The 17,073-nt window shown below is 62.1% G+C and carries 23 protein-coding genes; 6 read left to right on the top strand and 17 right to left on the bottom strand.

What is annotated here, in order from left to right; translation table 11 throughout:
* Window positions 1–60 precede the first annotated feature (60 nt).
* The 4 genes from LB571_RS05560 to LB571_RS05545 all read right to left on the bottom strand — a co-directional run bounded on the left by LB571_RS05560 (window position 61) and on the right by LB571_RS05545 (window position 4,135).
* Window positions 61–1,083 carry a glycosyltransferase family 4 protein gene (locus LB571_RS05560; protein WP_224592813.1) on the bottom strand — a complete coding sequence of 341 codons (1,023 nt, stop codon included), beginning with the start codon at window positions 1,081–1,083 and terminating at the stop codon, window positions 61–63.
* A 250-nt stretch (window positions 1,084–1,333) separates the two neighbouring features.
* Window positions 1,334–2,749: an ATP-binding protein gene (locus LB571_RS05555; protein ID WP_015316101.1), complete on the bottom strand. Its 1,416-nt coding sequence runs from the start codon at window positions 2,747–2,749 to the stop codon at window positions 1,334–1,336.
* Window positions 2,750–2,895: 146 nt separating this feature from the next.
* Window positions 2,896–3,615: a response regulator gene (locus tag LB571_RS05550; RefSeq protein ID WP_023770265.1), complete on the bottom strand. Its 720-nt coding sequence runs from the start codon at window positions 3,613–3,615 to the stop codon at window positions 2,896–2,898.
* Window positions 3,602–4,135 (bottom strand): MarR family winged helix-turn-helix transcriptional regulator, encoded by a 534-nt coding sequence (locus LB571_RS05545; RefSeq protein WP_224593035.1) that lies wholly within the window; start codon window positions 4,133–4,135, stop codon window positions 3,602–3,604. The genes LB571_RS05550 and LB571_RS05545 overlap by 14 nt, the downstream gene beginning before the upstream one ends.
* A 261-nt stretch (window positions 4,136–4,396) precedes the next feature.
* Here LB571_RS05545 and LB571_RS05540 point away from each other — a divergent pair, with 261 nt between their 5' ends.
* From LB571_RS05540 to LB571_RS05530, 3 genes are all read left to right on the top strand, one after another.
* Window positions 4,397–5,290 carry a branched-chain amino acid aminotransferase gene (locus tag LB571_RS05540; RefSeq protein WP_140617704.1) on the top strand — a complete coding sequence of 298 codons (894 nt, stop codon included), beginning with the start codon at window positions 4,397–4,399 and terminating at the stop codon, window positions 5,288–5,290.
* Window positions 5,291–5,435: 145 nt separating this feature from the next.
* The gene (locus tag LB571_RS05535; RefSeq protein WP_015316105.1) at window positions 5,436–5,753 is read left to right on the top strand and encodes a hypothetical protein; all 318 of its coding nucleotides are present in this window, start codon (window positions 5,436–5,438) and stop codon (window positions 5,751–5,753) included.
* 136 nt (window positions 5,754–5,889) lie between these two features.
* Window positions 5,890–6,528 (top strand): MBL fold metallo-hydrolase, encoded by a 639-nt coding sequence (locus tag LB571_RS05530; RefSeq protein WP_224592810.1) that lies wholly within the window; start codon window positions 5,890–5,892, stop codon window positions 6,526–6,528.
* Window positions 6,529–6,622: 94 nt separating this feature from the next.
* Here LB571_RS05530 and LB571_RS05525 read toward each other — a convergent pair whose 3' ends face one another.
* The 3 genes from LB571_RS05525 to LB571_RS05515 form a co-directional block, all read right to left on the bottom strand.
* On the bottom strand, window positions 6,623–7,057 hold the full coding sequence (locus LB571_RS05525) for a BA14K family protein (protein WP_015316107.1): 435 nt from the start codon (window positions 7,055–7,057) through the stop codon (window positions 6,623–6,625).
* Between the two features lie 186 nt (window positions 7,058–7,243).
* On the bottom strand, window positions 7,244–7,456 hold the full coding sequence (locus tag LB571_RS05520) for a cold-shock protein (protein WP_008877668.1): 213 nt from the start codon (window positions 7,454–7,456) through the stop codon (window positions 7,244–7,246).
* Between the two features lie 318 nt (window positions 7,457–7,774).
* Window positions 7,775–7,987, bottom strand: coding sequence for a cold-shock protein (locus tag LB571_RS05515; RefSeq protein WP_006202520.1), 213 nt, complete (start codon window positions 7,985–7,987; stop codon window positions 7,775–7,777).
* Window positions 7,988–8,571: 584 nt separating this feature from the next.
* Between LB571_RS05515 and LB571_RS05510 the strand changes: the two genes are divergently transcribed.
* Window positions 8,572–8,982 carry a Kazal-type serine protease inhibitor domain-containing protein gene (locus tag LB571_RS05510; RefSeq protein ID WP_224592807.1) on the top strand — a complete coding sequence of 137 codons (411 nt, stop codon included), beginning with the start codon at window positions 8,572–8,574 and terminating at the stop codon, window positions 8,980–8,982.
* Between the two features lie 33 nt (window positions 8,983–9,015).
* Here LB571_RS05510 and LB571_RS05505 read toward each other — a convergent pair whose 3' ends face one another.
* The 4 genes from LB571_RS05505 to LB571_RS05490 form a co-directional block, all read right to left on the bottom strand.
* Window positions 9,016–9,633 (bottom strand): flavodoxin family protein, encoded by a 618-nt coding sequence (locus tag LB571_RS05505; protein WP_140823223.1) that lies wholly within the window; start codon window positions 9,631–9,633, stop codon window positions 9,016–9,018.
* 78 nt (window positions 9,634–9,711) lie between these two features.
* Entirely contained in the window at window positions 9,712–9,960 is a 249-nt protein-coding gene (locus LB571_RS05500; protein ID WP_015316110.1) for a hypothetical protein, read from the bottom strand.
* Window positions 9,957–10,226, bottom strand: coding sequence for a hypothetical protein (locus tag LB571_RS05495; protein WP_224529394.1), 270 nt, complete (start codon window positions 10,224–10,226; stop codon window positions 9,957–9,959). The genes LB571_RS05500 and LB571_RS05495 overlap by 4 nt, the downstream gene beginning before the upstream one ends.
* Window positions 10,227–10,462: 236 nt before the next feature.
* A complete protein-coding gene (locus tag LB571_RS05490; RefSeq protein WP_181172906.1) occupies window positions 10,463–10,702 on the bottom strand; it encodes a hypothetical protein in 240 nt (79 codons plus the stop codon).
* A 213-nt stretch (window positions 10,703–10,915) separates the two neighbouring features.
* On the opposite strand from LB571_RS05490, the gene LB571_RS05485 reads away from it, so the two are divergent.
* The gene (locus LB571_RS05485) at window positions 10,916–12,550 is read left to right on the top strand and encodes a tetratricopeptide repeat-containing sulfotransferase family protein (RefSeq protein WP_411909926.1); all 1,635 of its coding nucleotides are present in this window, start codon (window positions 10,916–10,918) and stop codon (window positions 12,548–12,550) included.
* 46 nt (window positions 12,551–12,596) lie between these two features.
* Here the strand turns inward: LB571_RS05485 and LB571_RS05480 are convergent, their stop codons facing one another.
* Complete coding sequence (locus LB571_RS05480) at window positions 12,597–12,950, bottom strand: DUF1428 domain-containing protein (protein WP_140617709.1); 354 nt, start codon at window positions 12,948–12,950, stop codon at window positions 12,597–12,599.
* 100 nt (window positions 12,951–13,050) lie between these two features.
* The gene (locus tag LB571_RS05475) at window positions 13,051–13,467 is read right to left on the bottom strand and encodes a VOC family protein (protein WP_140664855.1); all 417 of its coding nucleotides are present in this window, start codon (window positions 13,465–13,467) and stop codon (window positions 13,051–13,053) included.
* 221 nt (window positions 13,468–13,688) lie between these two features.
* On the opposite strand from LB571_RS05475, the gene LB571_RS05470 reads away from it, so the two are divergent.
* Window positions 13,689–14,303 carry a glutathione S-transferase gene (locus LB571_RS05470; protein ID WP_015316116.1) on the top strand — a complete coding sequence of 205 codons (615 nt, stop codon included), beginning with the start codon at window positions 13,689–13,691 and terminating at the stop codon, window positions 14,301–14,303.
* Between the two features lie 28 nt (window positions 14,304–14,331).
* On the opposite strand, the gene LB571_RS05465 is transcribed toward LB571_RS05470, so the two are convergent.
* The 4 genes from LB571_RS05465 to LB571_RS05450 form a co-directional block, all read right to left on the bottom strand.
* Window positions 14,332–14,589: a hypothetical protein gene (locus tag LB571_RS05465; protein WP_015316117.1), complete on the bottom strand. Its 258-nt coding sequence runs from the start codon at window positions 14,587–14,589 to the stop codon at window positions 14,332–14,334.
* Window positions 14,590–14,621: 32 nt separating this feature from the next.
* The gene (locus LB571_RS05460; protein ID WP_015316118.1) at window positions 14,622–14,930 is read right to left on the bottom strand and encodes a HigA family addiction module antitoxin; all 309 of its coding nucleotides are present in this window, start codon (window positions 14,928–14,930) and stop codon (window positions 14,622–14,624) included.
* A gap of 28 nt (window positions 14,931–14,958) precedes the next feature.
* Window positions 14,959–15,237 (bottom strand): type II toxin-antitoxin system RelE/ParE family toxin, encoded by a 279-nt coding sequence (locus LB571_RS05455; RefSeq protein ID WP_140664861.1) that lies wholly within the window; start codon window positions 15,235–15,237, stop codon window positions 14,959–14,961.
* A 78-nt stretch (window positions 15,238–15,315) separates the two neighbouring features.
* On the bottom strand, window positions 15,316–16,842 hold the full coding sequence (locus tag LB571_RS05450; RefSeq protein ID WP_224592794.1) for an ABC-F family ATP-binding cassette domain-containing protein: 1,527 nt from the start codon (window positions 16,840–16,842) through the stop codon (window positions 15,316–15,318).
* Between the last annotated feature and the right edge of the window lie 231 nt (window positions 16,843–17,073).

Raw genomic sequence — 17,073 nt, 5'->3', positions numbered from 1 at the left:
GCTTTCCGAGGCCAACCAGAATACCGCCTCGTTCCTTGGCGTCCCCGCCGGCCTGTCGGATCAGGCCGCCAGCTTGCGCGTCTTTCCCAGTGCTTCCCCGACCGCGTCGAGAAACATTTCCGCGCAGGCCTTCCAACTGTAGCGCATGGCGCGCTCGCGGGCCTGGTCGCGGCTGACGTCGAGCGCGGCCAGCGCGGCCTCGCGCAAATCGGTGGAAACAGCACCGCCGACACCGTCACCAACGATGTCGATCGGCCCGGTCACCGGATAGGCGGCGACCGGCGTGCCGCTGGCCAGCGCCTCGATGATGACATTTCCGAAAGTGTCCGTGCGGCTGGGGAAGACGAAGACGTCGGCCGAGGCGTAAATTTCGGCCAGTTCGTCATTGGGGCGATGGCCGAGGAAATGCGCCCTAGGATATTTCGCCTTCAGCTTGGCAAGCTCGGGCCCTTCACCGACGATCACCTTGCTGCCGGGCAGGTCTAGGTCGAGGAAGGCCGACAGGTTCTTTTCGATGGCGACGCGGCCGACACAGAGGAAGACCGGGCTGGGGAAGCCGAGGTTCTTGCGCTTGTCGGGCCGGAAATGCTCGGTGTCGACGCCACGCGTCCAGGGCCTCAGCTTGTTGAAGCCGCGCGCCGTGAGATCGTCGGCGAGCGACTGGGTGGCGACCAGCGTGCCTTGGCCCGAATTGTGGAAATCGCGCAGCCAGCGATAGGCCCAGCTCTCCGGCACCGGCAGGCGGGCGCTGAGATATTCGGGAAAGCGGGTGTGGTAGCTGGTGGTGAACGGCCGGCCGGCATTGCGGCAATGGCGCCGCGCCATGATGCCAAGCGGTCCTTCGGTGACGATGTGGATGTGGTCGGCCTTGTAGCCGTCGATCAGGCGCGCGACATGGCCGGGCGTGGTCAGCGCCAGGCGGATGTCGGGGTAGGTCGGCAGGGGCAGGGTGCGAAAGATGTTCGGGGTCAGGAACTCGACCGCGACGTCGAAGGATTTCAGGGTCTCGGTGAGCCGCTCCAGCGTGTGGACGACGCCGTTGACCTGCGGGCGCCAGGCGTCGGTGACCATCACTATGCGCATGGCGGTCCTTTGCTCCGGAGGCCGGCGATTGCCTTGAAACGATGCCGGAACGGCGACCATGCGGCCGCCCTCGCTTCGCTCCAGCGCACCCTGACGGGCACGGGGTCGAAGTGAGGCGGCAAGGACGAATCAAGTGCGGTCGCGCGCTTCATGCGCGCTCTTGACCATGGTTTCATGACGGGCGGATGAAGCAGACCGTGATCCCGAAAAGTCGAAAGCGGTTTTCAGGCAAGATCATGCCAAATAGAAATCAGGCCGGAACCTTGATCACCGCGCGCAGGCCACCCATCGGGCTGTCGTCGAGCGTGATGTCGCCGCCATGGCTGCGGGCGATGTCGCGGGCGATCGACAGGCCGAGCCCGGTGCCGCTGGCGTCGAGATTACGGGCTTCGTCGAGCCGCACGAAGGGCTTGAACACGTCTTCGCGCCTGTCGGCCGGAATGCCTGGCCCATTATCGTCGACGGTGACCAGAAGCGAGCCGCGGCCGTGGTCGGCGGTGACCTCAACGGTGCGGGCATAGCGGAAGGCATTGCCGATGACGTTGGACAGCAGCCGCGCGAAGGCGTTCGGCCTGACATGCACGGTCGGATCGCCGGAAAGCGTCGTCGACAGTCTGCATTTGCGCAAGTTCGCTTCTTCGCCAAGCTTCTGGAAATAGGCTTCGAGATCGAAACGTCCCGGGTCCTCCGAGGCCTCGCCCTTGGCAAAGGCGAGATAGCCTTCCAGCATCGACTGCATGTCCTCGATGTCCTGGTCGAGCGCCGCCTTGGTCTCGGCCTTGCCGCCGGCCAACGCCAGCTGCAGCTTGAAGCGAGTAAGGATGGTCCTGAGATCATGGCTGACACCGGTCAGCATGGCCGTGCGCTGCTCGATCTGGCGCTCGATGCGCTCGCGCATCTGGATGAAGGCAAAGCCGGCGCGGCGCACCTCTTCGGCCCCGCGCGGGCGGAAATCGCGCGGCATCGGCCGGCCCTTGCCGAAGCTTTCGGCGGCCTCGGCAAGCGCCAGGATCGGCCGGATCTGGTTGCGCAGGAAGGGGATGGCGATCATCAGGAGCACCAGCGATGTGCCGACCATCCAGATCAGGAAAATGTGGGTGTTGGAGGCATAGGCCTGGCTGCGGCGCACGAAGACGCGCAGCACCTTGTTCTCGAGCTGGACGCGCACTTCGATGATGTTGGAATTGCCGACAGTGTCGATCCAGAAGGGGCGGTTGATCTGCCGGGTGATTTCGGCGGAGAGAACATCGTCGAGGATAGAGAAGAACGGCTTTGGACCGGGCGGCGGCAGCGGATCGGGCGGCAGGAGATCGACCTTCAGCTGCATGCGATCCTGCGCGATGCGGATGATGTTGGCGTAGTCGGCGTCGTGCGGATAAGTCTCGATCAGGTCTATGATGGCGGCGATGTCGCGCACGGTGGCCTGCGACAGGCGTTGCGTCACGGTTGCCCAGTGGCGTTCCATGAAATCGAACGCGACGACCGACTGCAAAAGGATCATCGGCGCGATGACGATGATCAGCGAGCGCGCATAGAGGCGCTTGGGCATGTAAAGCGAAACCAGGCGCCAGAACCGGTTCCAGATGCGCGGCACCGCCTTGAGCGACCGTGTGGCGCGTGCACTCAAACCGTCATTGTCCGGCTGTTCCAGTTCCGTGGTCGCCATTGGCTCTTTTCATCCGTCGGCGGTATTGGGTCGGGATGACGTTTGGCTGAATCGTCATCCTGATCCAACTCTTTGTTGGAGCATGATCTTTTCCGAAAACCGGTTCCCACTTTTCGGGACCATGCACTTGGGCCGCCGCCGGCATTCTATTCCACGCTGAGCCGATACCCAATACCGCGCACGGTCTGCAGCCAGACCGGATTGGACGGATCGCGCTCGATCTTGCGGCGCAGCCGGTTGATCTGGACGTCGATGGTGCGCTCGCCGACTTCCGAATCGTCGCCGACGAGTTCGTGGCGGGGGATGGTTTCGCCGGCGCGCGCGGCGAAGATCGCCAGGATCTCCTGTTCGCGGTCGGTCAGCTTCAGCGCCTCGCCGCCGCGCTTCAGTTCGCGCCTGGCGATCTGGAAGGTGTAGGGGCCGAACACCAGCTGCTCGACCTTGGGCGTCGCCGCCGGGCCGCCACGGCGCAGGATGTTGTTGATGCGCAGGATCAGCTCGCGCGGGTCGAAGGGTTTTGGCAGGTAATCGTCGGCGCCGGCTTCGAGCCCCGAGATGCGGCTGTCGGTTTCCGACAAGGCCGTCAGCATCAGGATCGGCACGTTCTTCTCGGCACGCAGCGCCTTGGTGAGATCGACGCCGCTTTCTCCCGGCATCATCACGTCGAGCACGAGCAGGTCGAAATCGAGGCCGGCGAGCTTGCGGCGGGCCTCGCCGGCATTGCCGGCGACGGTGACGCGAAAGCCGTTTTCGGTCAGATACTGCTTGAGAAGATTGCGAATGCGGGTGTCGTCGTCGACCACGAGCAGATGTGGTGCGTCGTCATCCGGTGCGGCCGCGGTGTCGACCCTCTCAGTGCTCTCCATGGCTTTTCCCTGACATTTTTGCGGACCCAACGTCGATCTGAGCTCTCAGTTCCGGATTGACCATTGCTTCGAGGAAGCGTTCCACCAAGGCCCGTTCGGTGGCGCCGGAATCTTCCAATGCAGCACGGATGCGGCGTGACTGTGGCCGCGCCAGCGCCAGCGCCAGCGCACGGCCCTTGGCCGTCGGATAGAGTTCGCGCTGGCGACGGTCGCGCGGGCCCTGCAACTGCACGACGTGATCGGTGTCGATCAATTGCTTCAGCACACGCGCCAGGCTCTGCTTGGTTATCTTCAGCACGTCGAGCAATTCGGCGACGGTCAGGCCCGGCCGGCGGTTGACGAAATGCAGCACGCGGTGGTGGGCGCGGCCGAAGCCGTAGTCGGCCAGGATCTGATCGGGATCGGAGGTGAAGTCGCGATAGGCGAAGAAGAAGAGTTCGATGAGAGCGAAGTCAATGCCGTCCTCGCTGGTGATCGCGGTCCTGATCGGTTTTCCGGCAGCTGGGCTTTTATCCGTCATCATTTCTCCATGGGAACGGGAGATTATGTCAGTACTATTGACGTAATTTCCCTGCAATGGTAATTTTTGACAAGCTTTTGGGCGGATTGCGAACGAAAAGGCGAGGCAGGCCGGTTTTTCCGGAACTTCCTGAGTTTGCCAGGGCGCGATTATCCGCTTACGCTTCCAGACACCGGCCGGCGTCTCCAACCACATGGCGCTGCCAAAAAAGAACACGCAACGACACTAGGATATGCGGGTCGCGACCCGCGGGAGGTTATCATGGCATCCGTTCCCTTCGATCAACTGGACGGCTTCATCTGGATGAATGGCGCGTTCGTCCCGTGGGGGGACGCCAAGATTCATGTGCTGACCCACGGCCTGCATTACGCCAGCGCGGTCTTCGAGGGTGAGCGCGCCTATGGCGGCGAGATCTTCAAGCTCAACGAGCATACGGAACGCCTGCATGAATCGGCACGCCTGCTCGGCTTCAAGATTCCCTATTCGGTGGCCGAGCTCAACGACGCGTCGACCACGCTCCTGAAGAAGCAGGGCTTCCAGGACGCCTATGTCAGGCCGATCGCCTGGCGCGGCAGCGAGCAGATGGGTGTTTCGGCGCAAAACAACCGCATCAACGTCGCCATCGCCATTTGGCAATGGCCGAGCTATTTCGACCCGGCGCAGAAGCTGAAGGGCATCCGTCTCGATGTGGCGGAATGGCGCCGGCCCGATCCGCGCACGGCGCCGTCGCGGTCGAAGGCCGCCGGCCTCTACATGATCTGCACCATGTCCAAGCATGCCGCCGAGGCCAAGGGCTATGCCGACGCCATGATGCTCGACTGGCGGGGCCAGGTCGCCGAAGCGACGGGCGCCAACATCTTCTTCGTCAAGGACGGCAAGATCCACACGCCCAAGCCCGATTGCTTCCTCGACGGCATTACCCGCCGCACGGTCATTGGTCTCGCCAGGGATCGCGGCCTGGAGATCATCGAACGCGCCATCCTGCCGGAAGAACTGGAAGGGTTCGAGCAGTGCTTCCTGACCGGAACGGCAGCGGAAGTAACCCCGGTTTCGGAGATCGGCCCTTACCGATTCGAAGTCGGCGAGATCGCCAAGAATCTCATGAACGACTATTCTATCGCCGTTCAACCCAAGCATGCTATCGCCGCAGAATAACGATAGTCACAGCTTTTCGCGCAAGCAGGGGCGGTTTTCGGGCCGCCCCTTTTATTTCAGCGTTTCTGCATTTGACTTTCCTCCAATTCGGCGTCTCATGATGGTGTCGGCCCGGGAGGCTGGCAGCTATGGAGGGACTAATCATATGGACATGAACACGCTTCTTCCGATCATCATTCAGATCATCACAGGCATCATTGGTGGTCAGGCGGTCGGCGCGGCGATCAAGACGGCGGCAATGGGTCAGCTTCCCAAAATCCTGGGCGGAGCCATCGGCGGTGTCGGCGGCGCGGCGATCCTCGGCAGCCTGCTTGGCGGCGGTGCGATCAGTCCTGACGCGGCCGCGGCGGCGACCAGCGGCCTGGGCAGCGCGCTCAACCTGCAGAACATCGTCGGTGGCGCCGGCGGTGGCGCGATCCTGACCGGCATTCTCGGCGCGGTCATGGGCGCCATGAAGAAATAAGCCTGCCGATCTCGGGCTTCGCAGAATGGGCGGCTTCGGCCGCCCATTCCTTTGGAGACGCACTGTTTGGCCTTCCGGCTGTGGACGGTTTTAAGCGATGCCTCTACATGATCGCTGACACAGCGAAAGGACGATCATGGGTCAGCTCAATGCCGGCATCGTGCCGGTCACACCGTTCCAGCAGAACTGCACCATCCTGTTCGACATGGACGACAAGCATGGCGTCGTCGTGGATCCGGGCGGCGACATCGACAAGGTGCTGGCAACGTTGAAGGACAACGCGATCGCGGCCGAGGCGATCTGGATCACGCACGGTCATATCGATCATGCCGGCGGCGCCATGGAACTGAAGGAAGCACTCGGCGTCGAGATCATCGGCCCGCATGAAGCCGACAAGATGCTGCTCGACAATCTGGAAAACCAGGGCAGGCGCTACGGCATCGGCGGTGTGCGAAACTGCGTGCCCGATCGGTTCCTCGCCGAAGGCGAGACGGTGTCGTTCGGCGGCCATGTGTTCGAGGTGCTGCATTGTCCCGGCCACGCACCGGGCCACGTCGTCTATTATAACCGCGCCGCCAAATTCGCCCATGTCGGCGATGTTCTGTTTCGCGGTTCGGTCGGCCGCACCGACCTGCCCGGCGGCGACCATGCGGCCCTCATCGCCTCGATCAAAAACAAGCTGTTGCCGCTCGGCGACGACATCGGCTTCATCTGCGGCCATGGCCCCGGCGGGCGTTTTGGCGAGGAACGGCGAACCAACCCGTTTTTGACCTGAATGAGATGGGGACCGCTGCCGGAAGCCCAACAAACCGACAACAAAAAAGCGCTGGCCTTGCGGTCAGCGCATTTTTGTTTGGGGCAGGGAAGCCTCAGTTTGCGGTGCAGAAATGCTGTTCGCCGTCGCTGCCGGTGAAGGTGCCGGTACGGGAATTGAAGGTGCGGTAGCGGTCCGAGCAGTACTCGTACCAGCCGCGCGTCCACGGTTCGGCGTAACGGTCGGCATAGACCACCTGCGGTTCCGCGTAGTAGCGGCGGACCGGGGCAGGGCGCACCCGCACGTCACGATCGTAGTAACCGTCATCGTAATAACGGTCGGAATCGGGCGGTGGCCGGTCATTAGCCAATGCGCCACCGATCAATGCGCCGGCGGCAAGGCCGAGAACGCCGGCTGCCACGGCATCGCCATGGCCATGGCCGTGATGGTGCCAACGGCGCCAGTCATCGGCATTGGCCGCCGAGAAGGTCCCCAGCGTGGTGGCGACCACGGCTGCGGACAGCACGGCTGTCTTGAAAATGCGGTTCATCTTGGTCTCCTTCGTACCGGACCGTGCAGTTTCTTGCAGGGGATGCAGTCCGGCTTTACGAATGACTAATATGGGACCGTGGCTGAACGGGGGCTGAACGAAAATTTGGCCGCACGCATTCTTTCACCGCCTCAAAACCGCACCTTTCGGCGCGGACCTGACTGTCGGAGCCGGTCCGAAGCCGGCTCAGCCGACCGACAGGTTGACGGCCTTGGGTCCCTTGCCGCGCTTGTCCGGCTCGGTGTCGAATGTCACTTTCTGCCCATCTTCGAGACCGGGGAGACCCGACGCCTGCACGGCCGAAATATGGACGAAGACATCCTTCGCGCCATCATCCGGTGTGATGAAGCCGAAGCCCTTGGCATGGTTGAAGAATTTGACGGTGCCGGTCTGCGGCATGGGAAGCTCCTTTGATCCCATAAACTCCAGTCTCGGGCCGGCAAATGCCCGAATGCAAATTTGTCCTTTATTTTAGCGCTATCGGCAAGAGAAAGTTTTGCTGGTACTTAAAGCACGTCGCTTTAAGTGCTTGTTTTGATGCGCGTCATTGGCCCGGACCCGGGATGAACTTCCGGATGAGATGAGTCTGCGCTGCGCGGCGGACATGAAAAAGGCGCGGCGAAAACCGCCGCGCCTTTCAAAAACCCGTCTGCCTGCCCAGGTGCTGGTCAAGCTCCTCGTTCGCCCATCCGCCTGGGATGCGCGCGCGCCGATCGCTCAGGCTGCGCGCAGGTTGACCGCCTTCGGGCCCTTGCCCATGCGGTCCGGCTCGACGTCGAAAGTGACCTTCTGGCCATCGACGAGCGTGCGCAGGCCCGAGGCCTCGATCGCTGAAATGTGGACGAACACGTCCTTGGCGCCGCCGTCGGGCGTGATGAAACCGAAGCCTTTGGTCGCATTGAAGAATTTAACGGTGCCGGTCTGGGCCATTGGGGAAACTCCTTCACCCGTTCAGTCTTGGTGGTCCTGCCCGCCACCTGGCGTCGAGGGCAGTTCCTGGTGGTTGCTTTCGGCAGTCATGCATTGGCGCATGGTCAAACCCCCCGCCGAAAAACGGGGCCGTCAGAGATTCACAGTATCGGGGAAAGGTCGTCCAAAACGTTCCGCTCTCCGGGTCGCAAATGCCCGAACACAGAATTTATCGCACGGAAACGTGAAGGTTGCAAGATAGCGCCGCGGGCCGCCGCCCTTGGCGCATCCCGACGCAAAAATCGACCGATCAAAGCGTCGACCGGCCGCAAATAGGCTTCGTTGGCGGAAGGGTCATCGGCCCACAGCACCGGTCATGGATGGGCCAGGAGCGACGATTGCCGGGGACGCGGCTGGGCCCCATCGGTTCGGGTGTCGTTCTCCTACAGAAGCCGCAAACAAGGGTTGCAATTGGCGGTGGAATGACGACGATCACGCCATTGGGTGACTGATCCAAATCTTGTTTTGATCGATATCATCATCAACGAACCGCCACGCAGTCTTGGGCGGTACGGACCGGGACGGGGATCGAGGGAGAGACGATCATGAGGTTTCTTGCGGCGATCTTTTCACGGCAGGTTTTTGCCGTCCTTTTCCTGTCGGCAATTCTTGCCGCCTGCACGGTCGTCGTCGATGACGGACCTGGGCCGCGACCGCGTCCGCCGCGCCCTGAACCGCAATTCTGCACCAAGCAATACGAGCCGGTCTGCGCCCGGCGCGGCGGAGATCGCCAGACCTTCGCCAATGCCTGTCTGGCCGATCGGGCGGGTTATCGCATCGTGCGTGACGGCGCCTGTCACGGCGGTGATGGCGGTGGCGGCGGTGGCGAGCAGACGTTCTGCACCCGCGAATATGCTCCGGTGTGCGCCCGCCGGCATGGAGAGATGCGCACCTTCCCCAACGCCTGCGAGGTGCGGGCCTCGGATTACCGCATCGTCGGCGAGGGGCCGTGCTGAGATTCTGCCGTCTCCCGCATGAGGGGAAGGCCATTATTTGTCCACGCCAACATAAGCTTTGCTCTTGAGCAGGCCGGCCAGATGAGCAGCGTTTGAGGCCGCCATTTCGATGGCTTCGGTAACCTTGGCGGGGGTTTTCGGCAGGTCGACGTAATTGACGTCATGCATGGCTTCACCGACCCAGTAGACGCCGCCATTGGCGGGAATGGTGAAGCCGACATCGTTCAGCGCCTGGAAGCACTCCGCATGGCAATGATGCGCGCCGTCCTCGTTGCCGACAATCGCCACCAGGGCCACCTTGCCGGCGGCCGGCATGCGGCCCTTGTCGTCGGTCTCCTCGAGAAAGGCATCCATCCGCTCCATGACGCGCTTGGCGACGCTCGATGGCTGGCCCAACCAGATCGGCAAGCCGAGAATGAAGATATCGGCGGCCAGGATCTTTTCGCGCAGGCCAGGCCAGTCGTCGCCCCTGCCCATGTCGGAGAGCACGCCAGGCTTGATGTCATGATCAAGCGTGCGCACGACCTCGCCTTCCACGCCATGCGGTTTGAGCGCCGCGAGCAGATCGGCGATGATCTTGTCGGTGGACGATTTTTCCTTGTCGCTGGATGCTTTCAGCGAACAGTTGAGGGCAAAGGCGGTGAGGGACATCGCAAAACTCCTGCATCTGGTGTGCAGGCTCACGCCGCGAGGCGTTTGCGGTTGCGCGGTGTGTCGGCTGGCCTCCGCTCAGCTGGCCGGATTGTCGGCCAGTTCGAGATTGTCTTCCGTGGTGACCCGTTCGTGGGTCTCCTGGTCGCTGCGGATGCGGTATTGCGGGGAACCGTCCTTGACCGGCAGCCTGCTCTTGATCTCGAACAGTTCCGCGGCCTTGTTGACCAAGCCGGTCCGGCTTTTCATCCGCACGGTCTGGCCGATGGCGAAGAGATGCGAGGGGGTGTCGGTGCGCGGTCGCGCATTCTGTTGAAAACGGATCATGCTGCATTCTCCCGGTCGCGCACCAGCGCGGTTTCGAGGTCCAGGTGGTCGATGGCGACGAGCTGGCTGGTGAGCGGGTTGTTCACCGCCTTTGCCGGCAGATGGATGAAGGTGGCGACGCGGCGCCAGGCAAGCCGCGACATGTCCTCGATCAACTCCTCGTCGTGATCGATGTCGTAGTCGCCGGCCGGCAGTTGTCCTTCCAGGCCACCGAGCATGAATGGCGCGGTGAAATGGGCGATGGAACGGGTGGTGCGGTCGGGCATTGTCCTGGCCTTTTGGGATGAGATTGGCGGGTCGAGAACCTCTGACGCCGCGAGATGCCAATTCTGGCCCAAACCATATGTGATATATAACGGAAATCGGCGCTCTATTCAAGAGTAATAACGAAATTCCTTGCTTCCATTTGAAAAATAGACGGATATAATTTTGGAATAAATCTGCTATGTCTGCGGATATCTTCGAAAATTTCTTCGGGATGTGCCGAGTTTTTCCTCGGCGCCTATGTTTTTATTTTTTCTAAAAGGGATAAAGCCATGGATTCAATCAGAACTTCGAAAGGGAAGAGCATGGCGATCAATCCGATCGTCAGGTCAATCGCCACGTACCCCATTGGCGCTGCCGGAAAGCCGATGGCCGTCCAGTCGGCGCGGCTGACCATCAGAAGCGACGAGGCGGCAAGGCGAACGATCTCCGATACCGATGGAACTGTGAGGCGGGCCAGGCAGGTTGCAGAGACCAATCGCCTGATTTGATCGCTTTCGCCGCGACGTGAGGCGCAGAATCAAGCAAAGCCTTGAACCTGTAACGCCGATGGCCTAGATCGCGGCAGGCGCACGAACACGGTAGGTGTCCCATCAACAGAGATCAGAGAAGAGCGGCGGGTGCGGGGACCAAGCCTGGCGCGGCCAAGTCTGGCGGGGGAGGACAGCCGCCGCTGGGCCTCGACCAGTATGTGCAGCAGGCATTGCAACTGCACCAGGCCGGGCGCCGGCAGGAGGCCGAGGCGATCTACCGCCAGGTGCTGACGCGTCAGCCCAAACACGCGGCCGCGGCGCATTTCCTGGGGTTGCTGCTGCACCAGACGGGGCGCAGCGAAGAAGGCATGGATTTCCTCGAACAGTCGGTTCAGCTGCAGCCGACCAATCCCGACTTCCTCAACAATCTCGGCACGGTGATGCGCGATCTGGGCCGTGTCGCGGCGGCGATCGATTTCTTTCGCGGCGCGGTGGACCTGCGGCCGGAGCAGCTCGCGGCGCGCGACAATCTCGGCTCGTCGCTGAAGCAGATCGGCCGGTTCGACGAGGCCGAGGACATCTATCGCGGCACGGTGCAGCGCAATCCATTCCACGTGCGCGCCCGTATCGGACTTGCCGAAACCCTGCAGGAAGCCGGACGCCTCGACGAGGCGCTGGCTGTCTTCCAGGAGGCACTGACCATCCGGCCTAGGGATGCCGACCTGCTGCACGGACTGGGCGTCGGGCTGATGGAAAAGGGCAAGCTCGACGAGGCGACCGGCCTGTTCCGGCAGGCGGTGGCGATCCAGCCCGGCATGGCCCGCGCGTGGCTGATGCTGACGCAGGTCAAGCGCCAGAAGGAGCGCGATGCCGAAATGACTGGCATGGAGGCGCAGCACGCCAAGGCGCCTCAGGACAGCCTGGCACGCATGCAGCTGTCGTTTGGCCTCGGCAAGGCCAATGACGATCTCAAGGATTATGGCAGGGCCTTCGACTATTTCGCCGAGGGCAATGCCATCCGCCGCAAGGGCATCGACTACGACCCGGTGAAGACGCGCGCCGAATTCGAGGCAATGAAGACGGTGTTCGATGCCGGCTTCTTCGAAAAGCACAGACCGAGCCCGATTGCCGACGACGCGCCGATCTTCGTCGTCGGCATGCCGCGTTCGGGTACGACGCTGGTCGAACAGATCATCGCCAGTCACCCCCAGGTCTATGGCGCGGGTGAGCTCAGCATCCTGAAGACGGCGGTCGGCAAGCAGTTCCCGTCGAACATGCCGGGCGGCTTCCCCTGGGGGGTGGCCGACACGGACGATAGGGATTTCGCCGAGGCGGGGCAGGCCTATCTGGACATGCTGCATGCCCGGTATCCGCATATGCGCCACGTCACCGACAAGATGCCGGGCAACTTCCTGCTTGTCGGCTTCATCCACATGATGCTGCCGAAGGCCAGGATCATCCATTGCGCCCGCGATGCGGCGGCGACATGCCTGTCGATCTACAAGGTGCATTTCCGCGGCGACAGCCACCGCTATGGCTATGACCTCGGTGAGCTCGCCGATTTCCACAATCTCTACACCGACATCATGGCGCATTGGCACAAGGTGCTGCCCGGCGTCGTGCACGATGTGCGCTACGAGGATTTCGTCGCCGACCAGGATGGGCAGAGCCGGGCGCTGATCGACTATCTCGGCCTGCCATGGGACGATGCCGTGCTGTCGTTCCACGAAACCGACAGGCCGGTGCGCACGGCGTCGGCCGCGCAGGTGCGCCAGCCCATGTACCAGGGCTCGGTCGATCTGTGGAAGCGCTATGGCGACAGGCTGAAACCACTGCTGGATAAGCTCGGATAGGCCGATAGCGCGGTAAGGCCGGCCTGCGAACGGCGGTCGAGCTGTCTCAAAGTTCCATGAAGGGCTGGAAGCCGCCGAAGATCATGCGCTTGCCGTCGAACGGCATCGTGGCCATATCGCGCTGCAGACGAGGGTCGGCCATCACCTTGGCCATCACCGCATCGCGATCCTGCCTGGATTTGTATACGGCCCAGGAGAAAACGACGATTTCATCATCCTTGGCCTGAACGGCACGCGGAAACGAGGTGATTTCGCCATAGGGCACGTCGTCGCCGATGCATTCGACATAGGCGAGCGCGCCATGTTCCATCCATATGGGGCCTGCGAGGTTGGCGAGCTTTTTATAGTCATCGAGATTTGCCTTCGGCACGGCAAGCACGAAGCCATCAACATAGGACATGGTGGTCTCCTCTTTGCTGAATTCGAACGCCGGGTCGGCAGGGATACGAACCGGCGCGGTTAGGCGCATCCCCTCGGCGAGGGGGCGCGCTCGCTAAAGCCTATTCCGTCGGTGCGTTCATTGCCCATGCGACGCCGAAGGGATCCTTCACCTGGCCCCAGCGGTCGCCCCAGAACATCACCTGCAGCGGCGTGACGGCCTCGCAGCCGGCGTCGACGGCGCGCTTCCACCAAGCGTCGATATCATCCTTGCCGAGATGGAGCTGCAGCGTATAGCCCTGCGCCACCTGGTGCGGATGGCCGTGTTCCGGATAGGCGTCGCCCAGCATCAGTGTCGAGCCGTTGATATAGAGATGGATATGCATGGTGCGGCCTTTTTCGTCCGCCGGGTAGGCAAAGACTTCCTCGGCCCCGAAAGCCTTCTTGTAGAACTCGGCCGCCTTGATGGCACCGTCGACCTGAATATAGGGGGTCAATCCGCCAAGCACTTTTGGCCGGGGTGGGGTCTGGTCGGTCATTGCATGTTCCTCTTCACGTTGGTTTGGCCTTGCGGACCATAGGACGGATGAGATGACGGCAATCCTACAGGACGCCGAAAATTTTTGGCCGGGCGACAACCGATGGGTTGGGAAGGCGTGCAACGAACTTGCGTCGGCGGCTTCCAATCAGAGCGCAATTCTCTCGGCTCCCAAGCTAAAAGAGTTGGATTGCGCGCCGCCTACTCAGCCCGGAGACGACAATGATCCTCTATTATCAGACCCACTCACCTTTCGCGCGCAAGGCGCTGGTCTTCGCGCATGAGGCAGGCGTCGCCGATCAGCTCCAGGTCATTCATCACGAAACCAGCCCGACCTTGCACAACGCCAGTGTCCACGCCGAAAACCCGCTAGGCCAAGTGCCGGTGCTGCTGCGTCCGGGTGCGCCGGCGATCTTCGATTCCGACGTCATCTGCGCCTATCTCGATACGCTGCATGATGACCGGAAGTTGCTGCCGCAGGTCGGCGAGGCACGCTGGCAGGCGTTGCGGCTGCAATCGGCCGCCCAAGGCCTTGCGCAGACGGGCATCGCCTTGCGCTGGGAGACGGAAAGGAGACCCGAACAGCTGCGCTATGATGCTCTTGCCGAAGGATATCGGCAGAAGATCGAGGCGACCTACGACTGGGCCGAGGGCGCCCTTGACGACGAGGCGCCGCTCCATGTTGGACATATTGCGCTAGCCACCACGCTGTCCTGGATGGCGTTCCGTCATCTTCCGTCGTTTGGTTCGCGGGCGCGGCTGACGCGCTGGTTCGAGGCTTTCGAAAGGCGTGCGTCGATGCGTGCGACGCCGCTTTCGGGCGATACACATGATTGATTCGCGCTCGCCTGAGAGGCGGCGAGCGTCAACGGTTGTTCCGCGTGTCGAGGATTTCCGGAAAGCCGATATCCTTGCGCAGCGCGGCAGGCAGCGACAGCAGGATGCGTTCGCTGCGGTGACGGGCGCGCGCCGCGGCATACCGGGTTGCGATGCGGCCGATGGATGACAGGACGGACATGACGAATTCTCCCTGGTTTGGCGCCGGCATCATCGTGTCGGCATCCCAAGGACGGGGCCGCAACGGGCGATCCGACAGATTGCCCGGAAAATTTTTTGTCAGCATTTACATCTCGTTCAGGCGTCGCCGAGGAGAGCCTATGCGACCTTGAGCGTGGGAATAGCCGAAACATCGACCTCACGCTCGGCGTGCCAGGCATCGAAAGCCGCCTGCATCCGAAGCCAGATCGCGGCGCCGTCGCCGAACAGCTTCCCAAGGCGAGCGGCCACCGCCGGCGAAACCGGCTTCCTTTCGCGGATAATGTCATAGAGCTGCTGCCGGGATATCCCGAGCAGATTTGCAATTTCCACCTTGGTCTTTCCAGTTGCCGGGATAATGTCCTCAAGCAGCGCTCCCGGGTGGGAGGGGCAACGCTCGATCGGACGCGTCGGCTCGTGCACGGTCATACGTCAAACTTCTCCAAATCTGGCCGCCTCAGTGATATTGCTCGAAATCGACGCGGGCGGCGTCGTTACCGTCGAATTCAAATGTAATGCACCACGGACCATTGACGTGGACCGTGTAGCGGATGGAATCGAGGCCTTTCAGCGAATGGAAGTCGAAGCCGGGAAGGTTCATCTCCTCCGGCTTTTCCGATGCTTCCAGGCGGTCAAGCCGAACAAGGATGCGCTTGTGCATCTTGGCATCGATCTTGCCGGTTTTTCCGGTTTGAAAAAGGTCGGACAGCGCCTTGTTCTTGAACGATTTGATCATGACATATGTAAACAGATCGCTTACACAAGTCAAGAACCTGTAAGCAAATAATTTACAGGCATGCCGATCTCCCGCCGCTCAGCCGGTTCCCTCAGCCACCTCGCGGAAGAAGCTCTCCGGATCCTCGACTTCGGTCAGCTTCCGCTTCTCGATCAGCCAGAAGCGGTTGCCGATGGCGCGGATGAAGGAGCGGTCGTGCGAGGCGAGCAGACAGCTTGCCTGGTGCTTCAGCAGCTCTTCCTCCAGCGCTTCCTGGCCGTCTATATCGAGATGGTTGGTGGGCTCGTCGAGCAGATAGAAATTGGGATTGGCGAGCCTGAGCGCCAGCATCATCAGCCGTGCCTTCTGGCCGCCCGACAGAACACCGATCTTTTTCTCCTGCATCTCGATGACCACGCCGGCGCCGGCAAGCAGCGAGCGGGCGCGCTGTTCGCCGACATCGTAACGGCGCGAGACCATCGCCAGCGGCGTGTCGTCGCCGCTGATGCCCGACAGCGCCTGGTCGCTGTAGCCGAGCACGGTGGACGGCGTCACCTTCACATTCCGCACCGTGTCCGGCACGAGGATGGCGTTGCGGATCATGGTGACGAAGCGCGACTTGCCGACGCCGTTGCGGCCGAGCAGCACGATGCGGTCGCCCTGGCAGATGTGGCGCTTGCCGGTCCTGAACAGCAGCGTGCCGTCGGGCGTTTCGACCGCCGCGTCGTCAAGCGTGATCAGCACCTTGGCGTGGGTACCGCGATTGGCGAGTTTAATCGCGCCCGCCGATTTCTCGCGATGCGCCGGATTGGCGGCCTCTTCCAAATTTTCCGCGCGCTGGTTGAGTTGCTTGGTCTTGACCGTCAGCAGGTCGCTGCCGGAATTGATGCCGATATTGTTGAGCTTGGCCGCCTGTTTGCGCAGTTGCTGCGCCACCTTCATGTCGCGCTGGAATTTTCGTTCGGTCGACGCGTCAACCTCGTCCAGCGCCTCCCTGGCGCGGGAATAGGGGAGGGAGAACACCGGCGACTGTTCCGGGCGCAGGAACAGCGTCCGGTTGGTGGTGGCGTCTAGGAAGGCGCGGTCATGGCTGGCGATGATGACGGGCACCTCGCGCGGCAGCGCGTTGAGCCAGGTTTCCAATTGGCTGATGCGGGCAAGGTCGAGATGGTTGGTCGGCTCGTCGAGCAAAAGCATGTCGGGATCGGTGACCCAGACGCGGGCGATCAGCGCCAGCCGCTGCCAGCCGCCGCTCAGTGCCTGCATTTCTCGCCCGCGCATCGGCTCGGGCACGTCAAGCGAATCGAGAACCACATCGACGCGCCACATCTCGCTGTCGGCCTGTTCGGGCGGTAACGCCTCAGCCACAACCTCGTAAAAAGTGCGGCCAAGCAGGGCAGGGGCAACGGACTGCTCGACATGGCCGACACGCAGACCGCGCGTGCGGGTGATGTCGCCTGTCGTCGGTTCCAGTTCGCCGGTCAGGCATTTGAGCAAGGTCGACTTGCCGCGGCCGTTGGCGGCGACGATGCCGAGCCGGTCGCCGTTGCCGATGCTGAGGTCGAGATTGGAAAAGAGCGGCGCACTCATGGTGACGCCGAGGGATTTGAGGCTGATCAGGGCCATTTTGATTTCTCTGGTCTTGCCGGAATGCCGGCTCATGCACTTTGACGGTGCGCGTGCCGGCCATCAGGCCAGGCGTTGCGTACCACGAAGGGCAGACCAAAAAATCGAAGCGGGAGAAAACCCGGACCGTCCCTGGTCAGCCCTGCAAGCTGGCTCGCAGGGCGCAAATCGGGCCACGCTGACGATGGTGACGATAGAACGTAAACACGTGAGCCCTCCTTTCGAGACGTT

Origin of the sequence: Mesorhizobium sp. BR1-1-4, assembly GCF_020165375.1 — a bacterium.
GTDB classification, from domain to species: Bacteria; Pseudomonadota; Alphaproteobacteria; order Rhizobiales; family Rhizobiaceae; genus Mesorhizobium; species Mesorhizobium australicum.
This window is presented reverse-complemented; position numbering and strand designations above follow the sequence as displayed.

Excerpts from the sequence above, each read along its gene's own strand:
- LB571_RS05560 (WP_224592813.1), bottom strand. The coding sequence starts at position 1,083 with ATGCGCATAGTGATGGTCACCGACGCCTGGCGCCCGCAGGTCAACGGC.
- LB571_RS05555 (WP_015316101.1), bottom strand. The coding sequence starts at position 2,749 with ATGGCGACCACGGAACTGGAACAGCCGGACAATGACGGTTTGAGTGCA.
- LB571_RS05550 (WP_023770265.1), bottom strand. The coding sequence starts at position 3,615 with ATGGAGAGCACTGAGAGGGTCGACACCGCGGCCGCACCGGATGACGAC.
- LB571_RS05545 (WP_224593035.1), bottom strand. The coding sequence starts at position 4,135 with ATGACGGATAAAAGCCCAGCTGCCGGAAAACCGATCAGGACCGCGATC.
- LB571_RS05540 (WP_140617704.1), top strand. The coding sequence starts at position 4,397 with ATGGCATCCGTTCCCTTCGATCAACTGGACGGCTTCATCTGGATGAAT.
- LB571_RS05535 (WP_015316105.1), top strand. The coding sequence starts at position 5,436 with ATGGACATGAACACGCTTCTTCCGATCATCATTCAGATCATCACAGGC.
- LB571_RS05530 (WP_224592810.1), top strand. The coding sequence starts at position 5,890 with ATGGGTCAGCTCAATGCCGGCATCGTGCCGGTCACACCGTTCCAGCAG.
- LB571_RS05525 (WP_015316107.1), bottom strand. The coding sequence starts at position 7,057 with ATGAACCGCATTTTCAAGACAGCCGTGCTGTCCGCAGCCGTGGTCGCC.
- LB571_RS05520 (WP_008877668.1), bottom strand. The coding sequence starts at position 7,456 with ATGCCGCAGACCGGCACCGTCAAATTCTTCAACCATGCCAAGGGCTTC.
- LB571_RS05515 (WP_006202520.1), bottom strand. The coding sequence starts at position 7,987 with ATGGCCCAGACCGGCACCGTTAAATTCTTCAATGCGACCAAAGGCTTC.
- LB571_RS05510 (WP_224592807.1), top strand. The coding sequence starts at position 8,572 with ATGAGGTTTCTTGCGGCGATCTTTTCACGGCAGGTTTTTGCCGTCCTT.
- LB571_RS05505 (WP_140823223.1), bottom strand. The coding sequence starts at position 9,633 with ATGTCCCTCACCGCCTTTGCCCTCAACTGTTCGCTGAAAGCATCCAGC.
- LB571_RS05500 (WP_015316110.1), bottom strand. The coding sequence starts at position 9,960 with ATGATCCGTTTTCAACAGAATGCGCGACCGCGCACCGACACCCCCTCG.
- LB571_RS05495 (WP_224529394.1), bottom strand. The coding sequence starts at position 10,226 with ATGCCCGACCGCACCACCCGTTCCATCGCCCATTTCACCGCGCCATTC.
- LB571_RS05480 (WP_140617709.1), bottom strand. The coding sequence starts at position 12,950 with ATGTCCTATGTTGATGGCTTCGTGCTTGCCGTGCCGAAGGCAAATCTC.
- LB571_RS05475 (WP_140664855.1), bottom strand. The coding sequence starts at position 13,467 with ATGACCGACCAGACCCCACCCCGGCCAAAAGTGCTTGGCGGATTGACC.
- LB571_RS05470 (WP_015316116.1), top strand. The coding sequence starts at position 13,689 with ATGATCCTCTATTATCAGACCCACTCACCTTTCGCGCGCAAGGCGCTG.
- LB571_RS05465 (WP_015316117.1), bottom strand. The coding sequence starts at position 14,589 with ATGCTGACAAAAAATTTTCCGGGCAATCTGTCGGATCGCCCGTTGCGG.
- LB571_RS05460 (WP_015316118.1), bottom strand. The coding sequence starts at position 14,930 with ATGACCGTGCACGAGCCGACGCGTCCGATCGAGCGTTGCCCCTCCCAC.
- LB571_RS05455 (WP_140664861.1), bottom strand. The coding sequence starts at position 15,237 with ATGATCAAATCGTTCAAGAACAAGGCGCTGTCCGACCTTTTTCAAACC.
- LB571_RS05450 (WP_224592794.1), bottom strand. The coding sequence starts at position 16,842 with ATGGCCCTGATCAGCCTCAAATCCCTCGGCGTCACCATGAGTGCGCCG.